Genomic DNA, 19840 nt, shown 5'->3' with positions numbered 1-19840 from the left:
TTAATGGTATTTTCGAGGAGGCGCAAACCATTTTCCCCCCGCATGACCGTTACATCCGCATTGATTCCCTTCAAACCGACAACACGGCCGAAAACCTCGTGGCACAAGGCCGACGGGCTTCGACGCACTGCTTTTATTTGTTCCGCAAAGTTATGGTCCCCACTTATTGGCATCCTCGCACTCAATTGAAAGCCAATTCAGAAGGGATAGGAGCCTTACTTCCTAATGTTTCTAGGTTATCTTTCCCCAGACCCTGATTGCGGTTTTTATCTGAAGTTTCATATGTCTCCAGGGGAGAAGGCTTCTGCTTATTGTGGTTTTGATCAATTTCGTTCGGCTTAGGGCTCGTTTTCGGGTTATCAGATTGACCATAATCTTTGGAGGCTGGGAATCTTTATTCGGACCAAACCCCTTGAACTTACTTTCTTACCGTTCATACGCCGATTCTTCTGGTTTATCAAGTTGTTCGGCAGAAATATTTTGTCCTGTATCACCATTTGCAGTTGGGGCAGATCTATGACTCTTTCCAACTGGTGGTTACATAGTCAAAACCAGCTTTTTGTCCGGGTTTTATATGCGCTGGGTGTGAGAAGTTTGGGGATCTGGCTAACTGCGGATTTTTTATATGCTTTCTTACAGGGCCGTCTTTTGCTGGCCAGTATTTTGATGCCGTATTATACGTGGGCACGTATTGTGGGGGGAAGTGCCAGGCTTGTTGTGACTGTGGTTCTGCTGACCAGGATTGTTTGGTTGTTGTGCAGAAAGGGATTACCTCGGTCGGTTCTGGCTGTGCTTATCATTACCGCTACTAGGTTGCTGGTAACTGCCGGTTGACTGATTCTCCCGGGGCATGCTTGTCAAGATTCGCTTTGAGCCATGTTTTGTTTTGGCTGAACTTGGTCAGGCTTCAGAACCAACAGATTGCCCATGGGCCTGATTAGCTGAGCCTTGTAAGTTTTATCTGTTTGGTTCGCATCTATTTTAAAATTTTTATGGGTATTATTTTATTTTCCACGATAAACAGCCCTTAGCTATGATTAAATGCCGTGACTCCATGAAACATCAGTTCCAAACTCAAAACATGCGAACTGGCTTTGTATTAAACTGAATCTGCTTTTACGTATATTTTTTAGAATATCTACTGCTTGGACTGGGAACTTCTAGAAGCAAGTGATCTTTTAGGCTCTGTGTAAGCTTTATTATTTCCAGATTTATTTTGTATCTGTATCTAATAGCCTCCTAGGAGTTATTGGCTAATATATTAACAGCGCAGAACATTACAGAATATGTTAATTATTTGTCAGTAGTACCATATTAGGGTGTTCAGCAATAAAAACAGATGGTGGATCCGCCAGTATAAACGTGCTTTTATTGGGATAGGCGATGCTTTCGTAGAAAATCAACAAAAGTTGGGTTTCGACGAAAATACTAGATAATGAAATAACGGGGTTCAGACTAAAAACTACGACTAATTTATTTTGTGATGAGGCTGGATGTGATTACCAATGGAATCGCCAGTCCCTAACCTAGGGCAACAGTATTAGTAATAATACACCCAGTTTTTTTGAGTTTGCGGAGCCGAGGAATCGAACCCTGACCTTTCTCATTGCGAACGAGACGCTCTCCCAACTGAGCTACGACCCCTAATTTCCTTTGGAAATTGGTCTCCCAACTCAAGTCCTGAACATAGAAAAGTATGGAAAACTAAATAATTATTTTTGGGGATACAGTTATTGCAAAAATCAACGCAGATGTTTTTCTGTATTCACCGCGTAAAACGGTCTTATTCGTGACTTATTTGCAACAACAAATGAAATAAACGTTGCAATTGGGACGATATTATAGAAAGAATGCTTGCGAAGAGATAAAAAACTTTGAAAACCTTAAAAGTTAATGTAAGGAGTGGTTATGAATATTAGAAGATAATTTTGGGAAGAATTTTAATATCTTAATATAACATTTTGAAAACTTAAATCAGAAGGGAAGAAATTGAGGTTTTGTATTTTAGAATGGACCACCGTTATCGCGATAATTATTATGGGTCTTTAGCGAAAGCGAGTTTAATGGTTGTAAAAACTATGCTTGGCGAATTGTTAGATAAAATAGCGCCGTTTCAAGGAATTATTGGAATTGTGTTGTTTTTCTGGGGATTGTTATTTTTGATCGTAAGACCGCTGTCTTATATCGGATGGATTAACCTTTTACCAGTTTTCTGGATTACTATGTTCCTTTTGTATGCAGTTCAAGTTCTATTGGGTTTCTTGCTGGGCTTCGGCTTTATCAGCAAAATGGCCAGTAGCAACGAGCAAGCACGTCAACCTGAAGCATTGCGCATGAAATTGGCTGTTTACCATGGTCGTTGGGTATTGCTGCTATTGTTCTTGGTGTTTGGTTCCTGGTATATGGCTTGTTTTTCTTCGGTTATTAATTCTTAAAACTAATCATTTGAGAATTAGCGATATTAATATCAAAGCGTATCCTACAGAGGGGTACGCTTTTTTATTGGGTAACAGTTAGTAAAAATAGTCGTGGTTAATTGCTAACATTTTTTGCGGTATCTTTATGAAACAATTGCGTTTTTTAAAGAAAGCCGATAATCCTTGTTGAATTAGAGAAAGCGGTCACACCGCACTTTATCAAGCGCAAATATTGACGGTTAGATCATTATTTTCTTCATTTTCTATTCGAAGGTGTGGGTAATCCCATGGTACATCAGGCTGAAAAATCAAATAAGATTTGTTGGATCAAGTGATCCAACCGTCAAAACCCTGCTAAAAACGCCCCAATTGGAAGTGCAGGAGCTAAGTTGCTTCTTATAGCAATGTGTCCCCCGAAGACTTAGTCATTGAAACCCCTGAAAATTTGTGTGGTGCTGCCTTGTCCTTACGGAATTGGGGCGCCTTATGCAACCAGGAATTGCCAGTCTGCGCCTATATAACCCAAAACAGCAAGAACATGTTTGGGAAGCCCGTATTCCATTATTGAAATTGTCAATGATGATATGTCATTTCTGGTCGATCCGGTGGTGCGGTGCTGCAGCGGCAGGATTTGGCAGTGTATTTGATTGTCCATCCGGTATTACTGGTAAAACGCCGAGCAGGCCAGCGCCAAAAAATGGGCGAAGATCGGGGTGAAAGTCTGCCGGAATCTTTTATGCAAATTCGCATCAGTGAACAAACATCGCCTGAGCGTATGGCGGAAACTCAGCAACCATCACTGACGTTTTGAAGCGACGTGCGACTGGCGGTTGGGGATTGGGCTGCGATGCGGGCGCAAAACCAGGCTATCCAAAATGCTTGGCAACATGCTAGCCAAAGATGGTGGAGAATATCAGCACCTGCAATGGTTGGATGATGACCATTTACTTATTTGGGGATGGCGGAATGTCATTTTGGCGCCGCTATCACGTCCTCACTGCCCGCTGCTAAGCGTATCAAAGAACGGGGGATGTCGAAAATCCTGCTTTCAAACTATATGCGGATCAGGGCTTTCATGATCAATTGCCCCAGAAATTTCTGAGCGGTCCGTTGAAAAACTTTATTGTTGGCTAAGGCATGCTTCTTTTCAACTGTCCATCGCCATGCGTTGACGGAGGTGGTTATCGGTAAATTATCAGCCCATGGGAAAGTGGAAGGTTGTTACCTGTTGGTGGGGTTATTAACCGCCCAAGCGTACCTTAGCAGCTTGAAAGATGTGCCGATTGTAAGAAAGAAGCTGGCAAAATCATTGAACGCGCTGCTTTCCCTGTTCCTGGCCATAACGCCAAATCGTTCCGCCATATTTTGGAAACATATCCGCGCGATGAGAGTATTCCAAGTGGATGAAAAAGCATATTTATGAAACCGCCCTGGATATTTTACGGCCGTAGGAAAGACAGAGGTTGCCCTTTGTCAGGCGTGATGCCTTCGGGGTAAACGCCTTTTTTATGCCATTGTCCGTTTGCCGAGGGATCGGTATGACAAGTGAACCGCGCCAGCAGATTGAAGAGTGCTGGGAAGGCCTTCAATGGCCAATTGCTAAGCACCAACAGTTGTGGAGTGATGATCCCTAATCCTGCCTGTATCTAATCATTAGAGCAATCCCGTGATCAAATCACGATCGATGTGGAGGAGGTGGAGCGCCGCCTGATAGAGACGGGAAGGTCCTGGAAAGCCAGGCTTCGGGATATATTAGTTGAAAAGTTCGGTGGCGAAAAAGCGCCACGGATGATGCGGCGTTTTGTTGAAGCATTTCCGGCCAGTTACCGCGAACATTTTGATCCACAAACGGCCGCTTCGGATATTGGGTTGATTGAACGAAGCTTGTCGGCGCGCGTCTTGACGCTTCATCTTTATCGCCCGGCGGGTACGGATGCCAACCAAATCCATTTAAAAATTTACAGCCCCTCCCAACAAGTTAGTCTTTCGGATGCCTTGCCGGTTTTGGAGAATATGGGCCTGCGCGTGATCAGTGAAATGTCTTATGTGGTTGAACCGCATGGCGCTGGCAGCAAATTGTGGATCTCATGATTTCAGCATGGTCACGACCTATCATGACCAAGTGGAAATTGATAAATCCAGTCCAATTTCCAAGATTGTTATTTAAGTATTTGGAACAAGGAAATTGAAATGATGGGTTTAATGTGTTAGTTCTGCGGGCGTGGTTAAATTGGGTTAAGTCACTGTATTGAGGGCTTATTGTAAGTATTTGCGGCAAGCGGCCATTCCGTTCAGCCAGCAATATATGGAAGAAACCTTGGTCGCCAATCCTTCCTTGACCGGCAAATTGGTGGTGTTGTTCGAATCGATGTTCACCCTTGATCAAACCTGTGATGCTCAGCTTGTCAACGGTTTGAAACAGGAAATTGAAAAATTGCTGGAAGCGGTTACTAACCTTGATCAAGACCGTATTATGCGCCGGTATTTGAATGCCATATTATCAACGTTGCGGACGCAGTTTTTCCAAAAAACCGCAGATCAACAAATTAAAAACTATATCTCTTTTAAAGTTAATTCACGCTTAGTTGAAGAACTGCCGCTTCCCTGCCCGATGGTGGAAATATTTGTTTATAGCCCACGGGTTGAGGGGATCCATTTGCGTGGCGGTAAGGTCGCGCGCGGGGGGATCCGCTGGTCTGACCGCCGTGAAGACTTCCGCACCGAAATTCTGGGGCTTCTGAAAGCCCAGATGGTCAAAAATTCAGTGATTGTTCCCGTTGGCTCCAAAGGGGGTTTTGTTGTTAAAAACCCACCCGTGACGGGTGGCCGTGATGCCTTCCAACAAGAAGGTATTGAATGTTATAAAATCTTCATTAGCGGCCTTTTGGACATTACGGATAATCTGGTCAAAGATAAGGTGGTGGCACCAATTGACGTGGTGCGTCGGGATGATGATGACCCTTATTTGGTGGTTGCTGCTGATAAAGGTACGGCAACTTTTTCCGATATCGCCAATAAAGTTTCACAGCAATATGGTTTTTGGCTGGATGACGCTTTCGCATCCGGCGGCTCTGCTGGTTATGACCATAAGAAGATGGCTATTACGGCCCGCGGTGTTTGGGAAACAGTCAAGCGCCATTTTCGTGAAATGGGTAAGGATATCCAGTCTGAAGATTTCACCTGTGTGGGTGTTGGTGATATGTCGGGTGACGTTTTGGTAACGGCCTGTTATTATCAAAACATACGCGGCTTTTGGGGGCGTTTAACCATTTACATATTTTTATTGACCTAATCCTGATCCCGCCACTTCTTGGCAGGAGCGTAAGCGTTTGTTTGATTTGCCCAGATCTGCTTGGACGGATTATAACCCGCAATTCATTTCCCCGGGCGGTGGTGTTTTTGACCGGAAAGCTAAGTCCATCAAATTGTCGCCTGAAATCCGGCAATGTTTCGGATTGAAGAAAGAATTGGCAACACCCAATGAACTCATCCGCCTATTATTGCTCAGCCAGGTGGATTTACTATTTTTTGGAGGGATTGGCACCTATGTCAAAGCAAGCTCGGAAAGCCATATTGAAGTTGGTGACCGGGCCAATGATGTGTTGCGGGTTGATGGCGCTGCGTTGCGTTGCCAAGTGGTCGGGGAAGGGGCCAACCTTGGCCTAACCCAATTAGGACGGGTGGAATTTGCCTTAAAGGGTGGGCGTATCAATACGGATGCCTTGGATAACTCCGCGGTGTTGATTGTTCCGATCATGAAGTGAATATTAAGATCCTGTTAAATGGGATTATGGCCCAAGGTTCCCTGAAGCTTGATCAACGCAATATTCTCCTGGCGAAGATGACGGATGAAGTGGGGCAACTGGTACTCGCGATAACTATCTGCAAAGCCAGGCTTTAAGTATATCGCAGTATTTGGGATGGATGTCGCTAGACCAGCAGGCACGTTTCATGCGTTCCTTGGAAAACAAGGGAAATTAGATCGCGCCATTGAATTTTTGCCTGATGATGAAATGCTGCGGCAACGCCAAAGCGCTCAACTGGGTTTAACGCGTCCCGAACTCGCTATTCTACTGGCTTATGCCAAAATGACATTATATGAAGAACTGCTGCCCTCAAGTTTGCCGGATGACCAACAATTGGTGGATGACCTCTATCTATATTTTCCCAAGCCGCTTCAGCAACAATACCGCCAAGGAATTTCAAGTCATCGCTTGCGGCGGGAAATTATCGCAACTGCCGTCACCAATAGTTTGGTCAATAGGGTGGGGCCATCTTTCCTGTATGTTATGAAAGAAAGAACGGGCAAAACCGCACTTGATATTACCCGGGCTTATGCCCATTACCGGGCAACATTCAATCTGCGCCAATTATGGTCTGGCATCGAAGAGTTGGACAACAAAGTCAGCGCAGATATCCAGCTGCGGATGTTTATCATCATTAACCGGATGGCGGAAGCTGCCACCTTATGGTTTTTGCAGCAAGGCCAGCCCTCCTTAAATATTGCCGACCATTACCAAACCTATTCGCCTGGGTTAACGCTGATATCTCAAAATTTGGAAGATCTTTTAAGTGATCTAGACCGACAAAATTGGTTCAGTAACTCCAAACAAGCCATTGACCAAGGGGTACCAGAAAGCTTGGCCAATGCTATATATGCCTTGGAATATTTGGAAGCAGGGCTGGATATTGTTAGGATAGCCCAGGCTTTAAAGGCCGATGTGATGCATGCGGCAGCTGTTTATTTCCGTGCCGGGGATAAATTGCAATTTGATTGGCTGCGGGATGCTGCCATGAAAGTGAATAAGCCAACCCATTGGGAGCGTATGGCGCTAACCGCCTTGTTAGAGGAGCTGGACGCGCAACAAAATGCCATTACAATGTCCATCTTAAAGGATTCGCCTCATCCAAACAGTAAGGATGTAGAACCTTTGATTGAAGATTGGAGCAAAAAGCACCAAAGCGCTTGGGATGATACCCAAAGCTTGCTTGATGATTTGCGTAAATCTTCGGCGATTGACTTGGCAAAATTGGTGATTATCAGCCAGCAATTCAAATCATTGTTTAATTGATTTTTTGGCTTGCTGGCCATGCCGAGTTATATTTTCATATTCCTGTAAAGGCGGATGGTTTTGGCTGCAACAAAACGTTCAAAATCAGTTGGTGTTTTTATGATTGGGCAAATTCTGCCTTCCCGGCAATTATTTCCACCTTTATTTTTAGCACGTATTTTGCAGGTGTGATCGCCCCCGATAAAGAACAGGGGATGGCTTTATGGGGCCAGATGACCAGTGTGGTGGGCATCATTATAGCCATTCTTAGCCCGTTTTTGGGGGCAATTGCGGATTATCAGCAACGCCGCAAATCCCTGCTGTTCTTTTTTACAGTGGTTAACATTGTTGCCACCGCGGGTTTATGGGTTGCCTTACCCGGGCAGCAATATGTGATGATCGCGCTGCTGTTGGCGGGCATTGCCACCATCGGTTTTGAAATTGCCACGGTTTTTTATAATTCCCTATTACCTTCCCTAGTTGCACCCTCCCATATTGGCCGATTATCCGGTTGGGGCTGGGCGCTTGGCTATGCGGGCGGCTTATGCAGTTTGGTGATCTGCCTGCTTTTATTTATCCAACCGGAAACCCCTTGGGGGGATTGGATAAAGTTAGTTTTGAACATGTGCGGGCCACCAATCTGGTATGTGCCTTATGGGTTTTATTATTTTCAGGGCCTATATTTCTTTTTGTCAAAGAAGAACGCAAAAGATCGACCGAATCGCTATGGCAGGTTGCAAAGATAGGATTCAAAAATGTTTGGTTATTGATTAGAAAACTGCCGCAATATAAGGAAATAGCCTGGTTCCTACTGGCTAAAATGATTTATATTGATGGCTTGAATACTTTGTTTGCTTTCGGGGGCATTTATGCGGCTGGTCAGTTTGGCATGGATATGGCAGAAGTCCTTATTTTTGGTATTTTACTAAATATCACGGCGGGTATTGGTGCTTTCGGCTTTGCTTGGATCGATGATATCTTCGGCTCACGCCGCACCATTATTGTTTCGCTGTTGGCGGTTTTAATCGTGGGGTTTTGCTTGGTTATCATCACCGATAAAATGTGGTTTTATATACTGGGGATGATGATTGGGTTGTTCTTTGGGCCAATCCAATCCGCCAGCCGAACCATGTTGGTGCGGTTATCCCCGCCGGAAATGATCAGTGAGTTTTTGGCCTTTATTCCTTGGCGGGTAAAGCAACCGCATTTTTGGGGCCAGCTGTGTTAAGCTTTGCCACATTGGCCTTTAACAGCCAACGCGCGGGCATGGCCACTGTTCTGGTCTTTATTTTTGTGGGGCTGGTTTTGATGGCATTAATGCCATTAATAGTTAAGAGAAAACATTGATCTTTTTAACGACCTAATTGTCACTTACCAGGGCAGTTACTACTCAGACCACTTCGACATAAGGCTTCATTCGCCCGCCTTTGTTCTTCCTCACGCTGCCTTTGTTCTTGTAATCGTTTTTCTTCAGCAGCGCGCCGTTCAGCTTCCAGCCGCAAGGTCTCTGCCTCCCGTCGTTGCTGCTCAGGCGTTACCACGATAGCGGGTGTTGTTTGGCTAGGGGATGTTGTTGGGTTCACACGAGGGGTGGTGGATAAGGGTTGGCTGGCAGGCGATGGCGATAGAGGTTCTTCCTTTTTTGGAAAAATAAATTTCCATTGATTTTAAGTTGATCAAGAAAGTTTGCGCTTCCTCTACCATCGCTTGGCTTCTCTCAACTTCTTTGACTGCATCTAATAAAGCTTGTTTGGCTATAATCGAGGGTTTTAGAATTGGGCGCTGGACCAGAAGGGCAAGCTCAAGCTCAGCAGATTCTAATCTTATGGGTTGTTCGGGAAAACCCATGGCTATTCGCGCGAATGTTCTGTTATCAATTTGTAACGTTTCTTGCAATTGGGCTTGCTTGGCATCTTTAATCATAACTTGGTTTTCAGGCCGATTAATCATTATTTGCGCTTCTTCCCATTGTCTCAGGACAATCAGAAGCTGCTCGCGTTTCCGCGCAAAATTTGGAAAGTTTGCGATGATAGCATCACTTTCCTTAGCTAACAAAGCAGCGATGTCAGCGACCTTAAGAGGTTGATCTTTTCCAGAAGTGCCGGGGAATAAATCAGTCGGCCTACCACTGTTTTGGGGAGTATCGCGCCTAGATCTTAAGCGTTGCATCTGGTATGTCTGGGCTAAAGAAGGGATTTCTTCAATCTTGGCATCCTTAAACGCTTCGATATAAACCCCTGCCTTATTCAGGATGGAAAGGGTTTGTTGATGATATTGCTCTGCTATGGTTTTTAATCTTAATATAGCTCTTTCAACCTGGTCAATCCGTTGCTGGGGGATAATATATCCTGCATAAACAGCAACCACTATCAAAACGAGGCAATCCCGCCCCAGAAAAACGCATCTTTTATGCCATTTTTTGGCTTTGGTAGAAACAGGTTTGGAGGCAAGCAAGTTGTTGTATTGTGGCCTTAATTGCATGGCTAATACTCCGGCTGCAGTTTAATGAGATCACGGCGCACAACCCGTCCCCGTTGGATCACAGCAACGGCCATATTTGGCTCGGCCAGTAAGGTATTAATCTCATCAGGGGGCGATTAAACGATGGGCCTTAAAACTCAATTCGGGGGCAGAGTAGTAGAAGTTATCTAACCCTTCATCCTGCATGACCAAATTTTTAACCTGCTTCGGTCTTGATTGACGGTATTAATCGCCCGCCATAACCCAACTGCCCAGGATAACCTTGGCGCATTTGCTTTTAGGGCGCGACCATAGCGTGTGGCTCGCGTATGTTTGTCGGTGCCACTATGCATATAGCGCCCGATGTCCGCGGCGGCATCGGCAATGCCCGGGCAATTGGCAGCATCGATAAATCATTCTCACTAACCAAATTTTTGCACTTCATCAGCAACCAGCAGGACACGTTTTTTGCCCCACTTGTTTCTGCCATTGATCGCCGCGTTTTTGATTGCATCATAAAGACGGCGTAAGGCAAACATGCTGATCAACTGGCCGCCCCGGCCGTAAAGGGCTTCAGGCAATAATAATCCGATTTTGGCGCCGGTTAGGCATTCTTCTACCCTGGCACCCTTGGGGTTCCTAATCCACCCCCCTAATTTTTCATGGCCCGTTAGGTTAGATAACCACACCCGAACCATATTAATAATGCTTTCCCGGGTCTTTTCAGCCATGGCAGCCAATTCAATAATAAAATAGCTGGCTGATGACAATTGCCGTTGGGGGGAATGATCCGTAATTGCTTGTTTTAAGGCTTCAGCCCTGGAAATCTGGATCAACTATTAATTGTTGGATATTGGGTAAAGTATAATCTTTCCGGGAAGCTTCAAGGATGATCGCCGCATGGCGGATCATTTGAACACCAGCATCAATCCAGTATCGTTCCCCGCTATCTTTTTCATATAAAGCGTGGATGGTTTCAGCGACAGCATCTGGGTTCAGTTGTTCGATAGGATTAAAAGGTAAATGTTCCGGGCTAATTAGTTGGTACCCTTGCCGGTGCGACAGCTCTAGCGGTAAGCTGCCCTTCCCGTCCAATACCAGCAATCCCACCTGCTCATGTTCCAGCCACTGCCTGACCAAGGGGCGAATAACGCCGCTGGTTTTACCCGTGCCAGTTGCCCCCAATACGCCCAGATGTGTTGATAGGTCGTGTAAAGATAAGGCAAAAGGTAATCCGGCTTCACTTGGCGCCAGGGGGTCACGCCGTTGCGACAACAACCCAGTTGTTTGGCCAAGTTTAATTAAAGGGGTTTTATCCCGGATGGCTTCTTCAATTTGCTGTGTCCTGGCGGCTTCTAAACTTTTAAAATAATCCCGGCCAGCCGCTTCGATTAATTGCTCTGTTCCAGCGTCTTTAACGGCGTCTTCCAACATTTGCGCCCGTTGACGCAAGGGGGAGGGCAGCCTTGTTTCTTGAATCAGTATTAAGACAATGACCAGGCCCGTTACCAACCAAGGTTGATAGGTAAGAGAAACAAGACCAAACATGGCAGGCACATAACTTGCCAGTAAGATGATGGTGGCTATAATCAGGCGGATTTTGGTTAAAGCAAATATAGCAAAAATCCACCCGAACAGCAGCAAAGCCATGATAATACTGACGGTTTGCGACATAACACCCACCACAAACCACATGGATAATCCAGCCGATATGGTCAGGTTTCGGAGTTCGCTGATTTGTTCATCAACACTTGAAAATTCAAGATCAGCGGCCAATATTTGGCCGGCAGTCGCATCGCCATCACGGTCAACAGCCAGAACCCGGAAGCGGTCTTTTAGGTCAGGCGGCGTTTCCTCAGGGCAGGCTCTTAAAACAGTTCTTTCAATTAATTTTTCAACGGCATCAACTTCCTCTGGTAACACCAGGCGGCTTGGCAAAAACCTTCGCCAGCCAAAGCTGCCCATAAAAATGGTGGATAAAATAAATAACAAACCCACCGACCACCAGAACCCCATTAAAAATGGTTCTGGATCAGCATCTAGCCTAACCCCCCAATGGATACTCGAAACCTCTATTAACAATAAAAACAATATTATCGGCAACATTACCCAATTGCGCCAATTATGCATACGTTCGGCTGCAAATGGCCAATATTGGATAAATATAGTTTTGGGCGGCCCATTCTTGAGGGTTTGTTGATAAGCCTCATTTTCCTTATCCGTGTCCTTGACCCAGTGAATCCGTGGATCGATATCATTTTGCCATTTTTCTGCAATAGCCATTCGGACAGATTTTTGACGGTATTCACGCAATTTTTCGCGAATATAAAGAATTGGATCATCCCGGAACCGCATAACATTCCTCCCTGAACGAATAAGGGTTACCCCAATTGGCTAAATTTTTTTATAAGGGATATGGCGGTGAATACTAGAACGGGTTGTTTGTGTCCATTGCCCGCATCCCAAATTTTGACCTTAGATAATAAAACGCCTTAACAAAATCATGCTAAACAAATATAAACTTATTTGACAAAGTTTTTTTACTGCGATTATATCAATGAAGTGAATAAACAAGTTCACCAGGTACTACTTAGGCAAGTTTTTCAACGGACACTGAGGAAGCAACCTGTTTTTTGAATGAATTAAAATATTTAGGGGAGGAATTTCTAATGAAAAAAATATGTCTTTCGGTGCTTTTATTAAGCCTATCTGGCTGTGAAGCCTTGAATACGGTTGGGTCAACCCTTGGCTTGGTTTCATCCACGGCAAATGTGGTTGATACCTTTACCGATGCCGACAATCAAAAGGCGGAAAGGTTCCGTTTTAAAGGGGAAAGCTATAATATCCTTTATAAAAAGCAGGATGAGTTCCAGATTGTTAAAGTTTGGCCGAATTTTAGCAAAGGTTATCAAGCAACAGACTTGGCAAAATCAAATGCCGAAGCGGTCGCCAAAACCTATTTATCTTATAGTATTTGTAAAAACAAACCGGTTCAGGTTCTGCAATTAACGGAAAGCGATAAGTTTTTAAATGCCGATGGCTATGAGATAACCAAATATATCATGGCTGCCACCTGTAAATAGCCTGCTGTTCTAAATATTTAGGTTGGATTTTTATACTCATTGAGGATAAGTCCGGTTAATGACCGAGGCTGTCGGGTGGATTTTATATTAAAAGGAGGAGACATGGAATAGTAACAGCCGATAAAAACACTGTAACCATTAAGATGAATTGGAAGGAGGTTTGCTCATATTTTTGCGATTTTCTAGCTGTTACAAGAATACAAAAATATTGATCGCGAAATTCATAATGGAGTAAAGAAGAAGTGATGAAGATAATATTGAGTTTAGAGTTTATAAGTGACCAATGTCCTTAATAAGGGATAGTTTTGAGAATTGATTTATGACAAATAATGTCTATAGATTGCACGATGTTTTACCTCCTCTTGTGCAGCATAACATGAAGCATATAGATCAATTTAAAGATCCACTTTGGGTAAGCCAATTCTTATCAATAATTCTCAGGATATGAAAGGCCACATAGTTCAAACTTTATTCCACCCAGGAACAAAGTCTTTTGCAGGCGCAGATAATCGAGATGTTTTTACAATCGTTCTACTAACACGATGGTGATTATTAACTCGAACCAAGATAAAAATGGTAACATATGTTGGGAGGTACCGCCTTCAGGCCTGAAAGTAAGAGCATATCTCAATTTCTTACCCAAAGAAGAGAGAAAGCTAGGTCGAGAGGCTACTCTTTTCCAAAAAGATTTTGGCATTGCGGGATATTGCCCGTGAATTTTGGAACAGAAGATACAGTTGGGAAAAGCTAAGGAATATAGGCTAACAGAAGAGAGAGCAGCAGAATTTGCCGCAATCGATACAGCCAAGAATTGTGATGAGGGTAAGGCAAGGGATTTAAATAAGAGTGAAAACGATAGAAGATCGGATTGATACAGCCTATTTCCTTTAGAAAGTTATAGATTAGTTTCAGCTAGGAGTAAGAAATGGAATTGGTAGATGCAATAAAGGCAATGTAATCATTAAAATGAATTGTCTAAAAGAATTAATACCTATCTTCTCTACTTTATTTCTGTTGTTCAAGATGATCAAACAGGCAGAAATACATAACTTAGAGAAAGACCAAATAATAGATATAGAAAATTCGTTACACGATATCATTAAAAAACTATCTCAAGATAAACAATCTAGAAGTTTTTTTTGGATGAGTAACAATCCTATAATTAAGATATAGTTTACCTTGCCCAGCGCGATGAAGCATGTCGGTGAATTTAGAAACCTAGCTTGGAAACCCAATTTCGATCAATGATCCCAGAAATGCAACAACATATCAGGGATACTTTATTTCATCCTAATACCAAAGCTTTGCCGGAGCAGATAATCGGGACTTCTTTTATAATTCTACAACAAATACTTTAGTCGTAATTAATCCAGGAAGAGATAAAACGGGCAATCTTCATGGGGGTACAGCTTATAGGCCCGATGGAGGTGAATCTAGGTTTATTAAGTTATTTAACAAAGAGTATGCAACATATCTTGAAAATAAAGAAATATTTAAAGAGCCCCCAACTCTTCCCAAAAAGATGGTATTTTGGCATTGCGGCCGGATATTGCCCGGGAACATTTAGACCAGCAAAAACAGTCTCCTGAAGCCAAAGTTGCGGCAGACAAAATTGCTGGGGAGAATGATCAACAAAAAGGCCAGGATAAGGGAGTTTCAGCTCATAAAACCCCGGAAGCATCAGTCAATAAGGGGCAGGAAAAACCACCCGATTCCCAGCAACAAAGGCCTGCCCAAGGAAAAATGTTCCCCAACAAGCGGAAATAAAAAAAAGAAACCCAGAAACCCGCGACAAAGCAAGCCCGAATCTGCTGAACAACCAAAACAACTGGCCCAACATAAACCTATCACCGATCAATCAGCGGCCCAGAAAAGCCAGCAAGATAAAATGGTTGCAGCATCAGGTGGGGGTGAGGCGAAAACATCTGCTTCCTCTCAACAAAATACTGCGGAAGGGCAGGGTAAAGCTACCCAGCCTCCAGGTCAGCAAGCCTGAAACTGTTAATCAATTAAAGCAACAAGAGATCAGGCAAAGGGCAGATTGCTGGAGAAAAGCAACAACCCCTTCAGCCAACCAAGCAACCCATCAAACATCAGAAGCAAAAAATTCCCCAACAGGTGAACCCACTAAACCCGATCAACAAGTAACTCCGCAGCAACCATCCAGCGAGGCAAAAACAAATCAAGCTGCTGTAAGCCAAAGTCAATCCCCGCAATCAGCGGGCCGGTCAGAAGCCTTGCAAAAATCTATGACCGCCAGCAACCAAACCAGTCGGAACGAACGGCATCAACCCAGTCAGCAGCGGAACAAAAACAGGGCCTGAAAATCAACAGGATCAGCAATCTGCCCGCGTTGGGAATAAGGATCAGGCAGCTGTAAAAGACCAATTTAGTCAGCCGGATCAGCAGGTAACTCAACAAAAAACGGATGCCGCTTCCCCCAAAGAAAATACCCAGCAGCTATCGCCAGCCCAGCAACCACAATCCGTAAAAGCGGAGGAGGGTAAAGCGGAGAAGCAAGAACAATCAGGCCAATCACAAGCTTTACAAGATATGTATCAACGGCAAGAGCAACAACAAGCTCAGGCAACGGAAGCTCCCCAACAACAATCATCGGCTCCAGAAATGGGCTAAAGGGAGAAAGCGGCGTATATTTTAAGACCTGCGCTGCTAATAGCCCCCTTAGCCTTTTTTGGTGTTTTTGCTTGTATGAGTGCCTTTGCTTGACCAGCAACCTAAAGCTGCCCCATATAAAGGGTGAGTGGGGCAGTTACGTTTCGGTTTGGCGGATAAATAAGGCTTTATTGTCCTATTTATGTTTTTAAAAGGGATTTTAAAATTGAATGGCAAGAAAATAAAGAACTATCAGGCAGTTATTGGGATGAAAATCCACATTAGCAGAAGTTTACTTTACACTCTTTGTTAACGCCCATTTGATGGTGATTTCAGGATTGGTGGGTAAATTGGTGATGACCAATTGCTGGCTTTTTTCCAAAGTGCCGTTTTTGCCTAAATAAACGCTTTCCTCGGCAATCACGTCACCCGTGGTTGTGCGCAGATGCCAAATCTGCCCGCTTGGCAATTGCAATACCGCCTGTTGCTGGGCGGATTCTATATGAACAGTAATAGTGGGGTGCAAGTGGAACCGCACCACAAATTTATGCCCGCCCGGGCTTTTAACCGTGTCTTCACCCCGCAGATCAAAGCCATGATTGGCCAAATACAGGCGGCGGGTATGAATGGCCCCAAACATTTTTTTATAGCCGTCATGCACGGCCTCAAGCCAGATATTGCCGTTTTCTTCCTGGCGCTGGCACTGGACGGAATGTGGTCCTTTAATCACACCGCCTTTTTTGCCCAAAAAGCAGGAATTGGTATCTGCAATGACCAGGGTGGAATGGGCGGCGGTTGAACGTTGCACATCCTGCCAGGCGGTGGCGGGGTGATGGCCGCAATTGACAATCATTGGCTCCAAACCTACCGCCAACTCAAAACTTAAAGCGCCCGCATGCATATCATGGTCATAGGGAGGTGGCGGTAAAACACCGGTATCCAAGATCAATACGGTTTGATTGGCTTCCAGCCTGCAATAGCCACCCGGGCGCTTGTTGGATCGCCGGTAGTTCTTAGGGATTAAGGCCGGTCGCTGCTAAAATCTGCCTAACCAACCGGGGGTTTTCATGGGTGCTGCCGTTAAAGGATGGCAGCCCGCCATCCGGTTGTTGTAAATAAAAAGTGGCTTCTGCCAATTTTGTGAGAGATTCTTGCCAAGATAAGGGAACATCCTGGTTGTTATCGGCAAAAGGCAGCGCATAGATCGATCAAATCTTCGAGGACATATAATTGATGCGAGGGGCAGCGTTCGATATATCCGTCAGCATGCAAAATTTGCTTGCTTAACTCTTCCTCAAATAAGCGGAAAAAGTCACGGGGGGTGTCCAGCTGCTCATTCAGCAACAGCCAGCCGCGCAGCAAAGTTTTGATGGAGCGCAATAACTGATAGCCGAATAAATTTCCAGGCAAACATCTTTTTAAATGGATCCAATGCCTTTTATCTGTACCATAAAAACCGCTAAAAACTCAGGATCATTCTCCCTAGAAAACCAACTCAGGCAATTGATCCATTCATTCAACCGCTCTGCCGCCACAGAGGGCTCCCAAGCAATTCCCTTGATATGCTGGTAATGGTTCAGCCAGTCGCTGATCACTTGCTTGCTAAAACTATAGGCGGGTTGACCGCCAACCGCTTTGATATCGCGTAACCAACGGAAACCATGGAAATCACGCCAGAAATAATCAGGAACAGCAGGATTGTTCCAAAGACTCTGGTAAGGAATTTGAAGCAAACCGCATGAGAAAGCCCCCGCGAGTATTTCTGAGCCTTTCTGGGGATCTCCAGGCCACAAATCACGGAAAGAAGCGCTGACTGTAAGACTGGCTTGAGTTGGCAATGTCCAGCGGTAAAAAGGGGTGTAGCGGTACAGATTTTTAAGGGAGTTTAAGCTACGCCGCCATACCAACCAAAGTGGCAGGCGGCGGCTGGTTAGGAAACGGGGGGTCAGTTCCCATACATGCTGTAGCCATTGTTTACTCATATCACAAAAACCTTAAGGATTGCGTAATTGTTGAATATTTTGTTTGTACTGGCTGGATGGTCCGCGGAATATGGATGTGCCAGCAACCAGGCGGTTGGCACCTGCTTGGATCACGGCGGCAGCTGTTTGTTGTTAACGCCGCCATCCACTTGGATATCAATCAAACGCTTGGGCGAGCGATGATTTAAAATTGCCGTAATTGCCGGATTTTTCAAGTTGTTCGGGATAAATTCTTGGCCGCCGGAGGCCGGGGTTTGACGCTCATCACCAATACCACGTCAATATCTGGGATAATCCCGTTCAGGGTGTTTAAGGGGGTTGGTGGGTTTAAGGCGATGCCCGCTTTTTCCCCAAACGGCGAATTTCTGCAAGGAACGATGGCAATGAGGGCCTGATTCGGGATGGATGATCAAACCATCTGCACCAGCTGCTGCAAATTCCTCTAAGTAAGGGTCAACCGGCGTGATCATTAAATGCACATCAAAAAATAATTGACTGTGGGGGCGAAGCGCCCGGATAATACTGGGGCCCATGGTGATACTAGGGACAAAATGCCCGTCCATGACATCCCAATGGATAAAATCAGCGCCCGCCGTTTCAATTGCCTTAACTTCTTCCCCCCCAATTTGGCGGGAAATCTGCGGCCAGTAAAGAAGGGCCTATTTGTACCACCATCATAAAATCGTTTGTAAATGTGAAAATCACTTTAATTATGGCGTGCATACATCTTTCCAGTTTCGAATCCACGGTCAAGAAGGTCTGATTAATGACATTATATATTTCGTTTTATACACAATCATTGTTTTGATCTGGGGTACTTCCTAGTTGGCGTTAAAATGCAATTAGGTATCGTGGCACCGGAAGTATCGGTTGTATACCGGTTCCTGATCGCCAGCGTTATTTTGGGAATATTCTGGGTTACCAAAGGCGGTTGAAATTCTCAAAACGCGACCATGTTTTTGGTTTTGCAGGGGCTTTTTCAATTTTCTTAAACTATCAATTCTTTATGCGGCTACCCAAAATTGCCCAGTAGTTGGTTTGGTTTCCCTTGCTCTGTCAGTTATCGTAGGGGTCAAATATTGTCAATATGGCCATTTTTCTTCACCAGCCTATTCAAGCGAAACCGGGTCATAGCATCTTTGATCGGGTTGACGGGGCTAACGCTTGTGTTTTGTCCGGGAAATCATGAAGGTAAATGCCACTGCTGAAATTTGGATTGGTTTTGCTTTGTCTCTGCTTGGCACCATCTGTGCTTCTTTAGGCACCATGGTGGCGGTGCGTCATCATAGTTGGGGGTCCCCATTATATCCTCAACTTTAAGGGGAATGATGTATGGCACTTATTTTCAGCCTTATTTGTCGTGCGTAAAGGAACGCCAATCACAATGGATTGGTCGGCTCGCTATCTTTCCTCCATGATGTACCTGTCTATTTTTTACAACCATTATTGGTTTTGCCACGTATTTTTCCCTCATTCAAAATAGGGGCCGATAAAGCGCTTATTCCTACTATATCCGTTAGTGGCGTTGGTAATTTCAACAATATGAACAATATCATTGGTCATTGCTGGTTATTATCGGAGTGATCTTGGTTTTGGCAGGGAATGTGATGATTCTTATAAACCACGGCGCAGCCAAGCTAAGTGTTTGGCTAAATCCTCAGGGATCGGGCAGGAGGGTTTGTGATCCCCCTTACAGCAATTCACGAGTTTCTGTAAAGCCTGGGCACTCGATTGCAGGTGGGAGATTTGCTGATTGATTTCGCTGATATGGGTTTGGGCAATATCGTGAACTTCCCGGCTTGAGCAGTTTGGATCTTGCCATAAAGCCAACAATTTTTAATAGTGGTTAAAGTAAATTCAGATTTCTAGCGCGGTGGATGAACGTTGGATTGTGGATATCATCTGCGCTGTACAACCGGTAATCTTTGGGGAACGGGCAATGGTGCCGAGTAGTTCCAGCCCTTCGTAATTCCTGATCCTTTTGCTGGTTAAGCCGCTTAATTTGGCGGCCTTCCATGAATTTTATGCATGATGAGCCCTTTCTTCTAGGGAATTTGAGGCAATAGGGTAGATAAGTTTTGAATCAAGGATGAAGCTGGTTTCCACCGGTAAAGAAACAGGGCATTGGTAATCACGCTCACGCTGCTGAAAGCCACTATCCCAGCAATCATCGGGCTTAAAAGTCCTGAGGCTGCCAAAACAATCCCAACCATATTATAAATAAACGCCCAAAA

At 44.6% G+C, this 19840-nt stretch carries 25 protein-coding genes, 1 tRNA gene and 1 pseudogene; 15 read left to right on the top strand and 12 right to left on the bottom strand.

Going from position 1 to position 19840, the window contains the following annotated elements; genetic code table 11:
- Nucleotides 1-516 precede the first annotated feature (516 nt).
- A complete protein-coding gene (locus tag IPP67_00280) occupies nucleotides 517-834 on the top strand; it encodes a hypothetical protein (protein MBL0337651.1) in 318 nt (105 codons plus the stop codon).
- A gap of 739 nt (nucleotides 835-1573) precedes the next feature.
- On the opposite strand, the gene IPP67_00275 is transcribed toward IPP67_00280, so the two are convergent.
- Nucleotides 1574-1644 (bottom strand) — tRNA-Ala (locus tag IPP67_00275).
- Nucleotides 1645-2009: 365 nt separating this feature from the next.
- Here IPP67_00275 and IPP67_00270 point away from each other — a divergent pair.
- From IPP67_00270 to IPP67_00220, 11 genes are all read left to right on the top strand, one after another.
- Entirely contained in the window at nucleotides 2010-2435 is a 426-nt protein-coding gene (locus IPP67_00270; GenBank protein MBL0337650.1) for a hypothetical protein, read from the top strand.
- A gap of 595 nt (nucleotides 2436-3030) precedes the next feature.
- Nucleotides 3031-3228: a hypothetical protein gene (locus IPP67_00265; protein MBL0337649.1), complete on the top strand. Its 198-nt coding sequence runs from the start codon at nucleotides 3031-3033 to the stop codon at nucleotides 3226-3228.
- A 315-nt stretch (nucleotides 3229-3543) separates the two neighbouring features.
- Complete coding sequence (locus IPP67_00260) at nucleotides 3544-3840, top strand: NAD-glutamate dehydrogenase (protein MBL0337648.1); 297 nt, start codon at nucleotides 3544-3546, stop codon at nucleotides 3838-3840.
- A gap of 272 nt (nucleotides 3841-4112) precedes the next feature.
- A complete protein-coding gene (locus tag IPP67_00255) occupies nucleotides 4113-4508 on the top strand; it encodes an NAD-glutamate dehydrogenase (GenBank protein MBL0337647.1) in 396 nt (131 codons plus the stop codon).
- A gap of 157 nt (nucleotides 4509-4665) precedes the next feature.
- Complete coding sequence (locus IPP67_00250) at nucleotides 4666-5709, top strand: NAD-glutamate dehydrogenase (protein ID MBL0337646.1); 1044 nt, start codon at nucleotides 4666-4668, stop codon at nucleotides 5707-5709.
- A 37-nt stretch (nucleotides 5710-5746) separates the two neighbouring features.
- The gene (locus IPP67_00245; protein ID MBL0337645.1) at nucleotides 5747-6181 is read left to right on the top strand and encodes an NAD-glutamate dehydrogenase; all 435 of its coding nucleotides are present in this window, start codon (nucleotides 5747-5749) and stop codon (nucleotides 6179-6181) included.
- Nucleotides 6178-6318 (top strand): NAD-glutamate dehydrogenase, encoded by a 141-nt coding sequence (locus IPP67_00240; GenBank protein MBL0337644.1) that lies wholly within the window; start codon nucleotides 6178-6180, stop codon nucleotides 6316-6318. Before IPP67_00245 ends, IPP67_00240 begins: the two co-directional genes overlap by 4 nt.
- 19 nt (nucleotides 6319-6337) lie before the next feature.
- On the top strand, nucleotides 6338-7489 hold the full coding sequence (locus tag IPP67_00235) for an NAD-glutamate dehydrogenase (protein MBL0337643.1): 1152 nt from the start codon (nucleotides 6338-6340) through the stop codon (nucleotides 7487-7489).
- A 194-nt stretch (nucleotides 7490-7683) separates the two neighbouring features.
- On the top strand, nucleotides 7684-8214 hold the full coding sequence (locus tag IPP67_00230) for an MFS transporter (GenBank protein MBL0337642.1): 531 nt from the start codon (nucleotides 7684-7686) through the stop codon (nucleotides 8212-8214).
- 20 nt (nucleotides 8215-8234) lie between these two features.
- Nucleotides 8235-8696 carry an MFS transporter gene (locus IPP67_00225; GenBank protein MBL0337641.1) on the top strand — a complete coding sequence of 154 codons (462 nt, stop codon included), beginning with the start codon at nucleotides 8235-8237 and terminating at the stop codon, nucleotides 8694-8696.
- Nucleotides 8678-8815: a hypothetical protein gene (locus tag IPP67_00220; protein ID MBL0337640.1), complete on the top strand. Its 138-nt coding sequence runs from the start codon at nucleotides 8678-8680 to the stop codon at nucleotides 8813-8815. The genes IPP67_00225 and IPP67_00220 overlap by 19 nt, the downstream gene beginning before the upstream one ends.
- Before the next feature lie 20 nt (nucleotides 8816-8835).
- On the opposite strand, the gene IPP67_00215 is transcribed toward IPP67_00220, so the two are convergent.
- The 4 genes from IPP67_00215 to IPP67_00200 form a co-directional block, all read right to left on the bottom strand.
- Nucleotides 8836-9051 (bottom strand): hypothetical protein, encoded by a 216-nt coding sequence (locus tag IPP67_00215; GenBank protein MBL0337639.1) that lies wholly within the window; start codon nucleotides 9049-9051, stop codon nucleotides 8836-8838.
- Nucleotides 9029-9949 carry a hypothetical protein gene (locus IPP67_00210; protein MBL0337638.1) on the bottom strand — a complete coding sequence of 307 codons (921 nt, stop codon included), beginning with the start codon at nucleotides 9947-9949 and terminating at the stop codon, nucleotides 9029-9031. Before IPP67_00210 ends, IPP67_00215 begins: the two co-directional genes overlap by 23 nt.
- Before the next feature lie 401 nt (nucleotides 9950-10350).
- Entirely contained in the window at nucleotides 10351-10764 is a 414-nt protein-coding gene (locus IPP67_00205; GenBank protein MBL0337637.1) for a hypothetical protein, read from the bottom strand.
- Nucleotides 10742-12283: a DUF87 domain-containing protein gene (locus IPP67_00200; GenBank protein ID MBL0337636.1), complete on the bottom strand. Its 1542-nt coding sequence runs from the start codon at nucleotides 12281-12283 to the stop codon at nucleotides 10742-10744. The genes IPP67_00205 and IPP67_00200 overlap by 23 nt, the downstream gene beginning before the upstream one ends.
- A 314-nt stretch (nucleotides 12284-12597) precedes the next feature.
- On the opposite strand from IPP67_00200, the gene IPP67_00195 reads away from it, so the two are divergent.
- The 3 genes from IPP67_00195 to IPP67_00185 all read left to right on the top strand — a co-directional run bounded on the left by IPP67_00195 (nucleotide 12598) and on the right by IPP67_00185 (nucleotide 15335).
- A complete protein-coding gene (locus tag IPP67_00195; protein ID MBL0337635.1) occupies nucleotides 12598-13011 on the top strand; it encodes a hypothetical protein in 414 nt (137 codons plus the stop codon).
- Nucleotides 13012-14541: 1530 nt separating this feature from the next.
- A complete protein-coding gene (locus tag IPP67_00190; protein MBL0337634.1) occupies nucleotides 14542-14778 on the top strand; it encodes a hypothetical protein in 237 nt (78 codons plus the stop codon).
- A 143-nt stretch (nucleotides 14779-14921) separates the two neighbouring features.
- Complete coding sequence (locus IPP67_00185) at nucleotides 14922-15335, top strand: hypothetical protein (GenBank protein MBL0337633.1); 414 nt, start codon at nucleotides 14922-14924, stop codon at nucleotides 15333-15335.
- A 65-nt stretch (nucleotides 15336-15400) separates the two neighbouring features.
- On the opposite strand, the gene IPP67_00180 is transcribed toward IPP67_00185, so the two are convergent.
- From IPP67_00180 to IPP67_00150, 7 genes and pseudogenes are all read right to left on the bottom strand, one after another.
- A complete protein-coding gene (locus IPP67_00180; GenBank protein ID MBL0337632.1) occupies nucleotides 15401-15745 on the bottom strand; it encodes a hypothetical protein in 345 nt (114 codons plus the stop codon).
- 171 nt (nucleotides 15746-15916) lie between these two features.
- Nucleotides 15917-16573 (bottom strand): heparinase II/III-family protein, encoded by a 657-nt coding sequence (locus IPP67_00175; protein ID MBL0337631.1) that lies wholly within the window; start codon nucleotides 16571-16573, stop codon nucleotides 15917-15919.
- Between the two features lie 230 nt (nucleotides 16574-16803).
- The gene (locus tag IPP67_00170; protein ID MBL0337630.1) at nucleotides 16804-17034 is read right to left on the bottom strand and encodes a hypothetical protein; all 231 of its coding nucleotides are present in this window, start codon (nucleotides 17032-17034) and stop codon (nucleotides 16804-16806) included.
- A gap of 8 nt (nucleotides 17035-17042) precedes the next feature.
- Complete coding sequence (locus IPP67_00165; GenBank protein ID MBL0337629.1) at nucleotides 17043-17606, bottom strand: hypothetical protein; 564 nt, start codon at nucleotides 17604-17606, stop codon at nucleotides 17043-17045.
- 12 nt (nucleotides 17607-17618) lie between these two features.
- Nucleotides 17619-18284, bottom strand: a pseudogene (gene rpe, locus IPP67_00160) (ribulose-phosphate 3-epimerase).
- Between the two features lie 936 nt (nucleotides 18285-19220).
- Entirely contained in the window at nucleotides 19221-19436 is a 216-nt protein-coding gene (locus IPP67_00155) for a MerR family DNA-binding protein (GenBank protein MBL0337628.1), read from the bottom strand.
- A gap of 215 nt (nucleotides 19437-19651) precedes the next feature.
- On the bottom strand, nucleotides 19652-19840 hold a 189-nt coding region (locus IPP67_00150), incomplete at its 5' end, for a hypothetical protein (protein ID MBL0337627.1).

This window comes from Rhodospirillaceae bacterium (assembly GCA_016722635.1).
Classification (GTDB): domain Bacteria; phylum Pseudomonadota; class Alphaproteobacteria; order JAEUKQ01; family JAEUKQ01; genus JAEUKQ01.
Note: the sequence above shows the minus strand (reverse complement) of the source record. Positions and strands in the feature narration are given on the sequence as shown.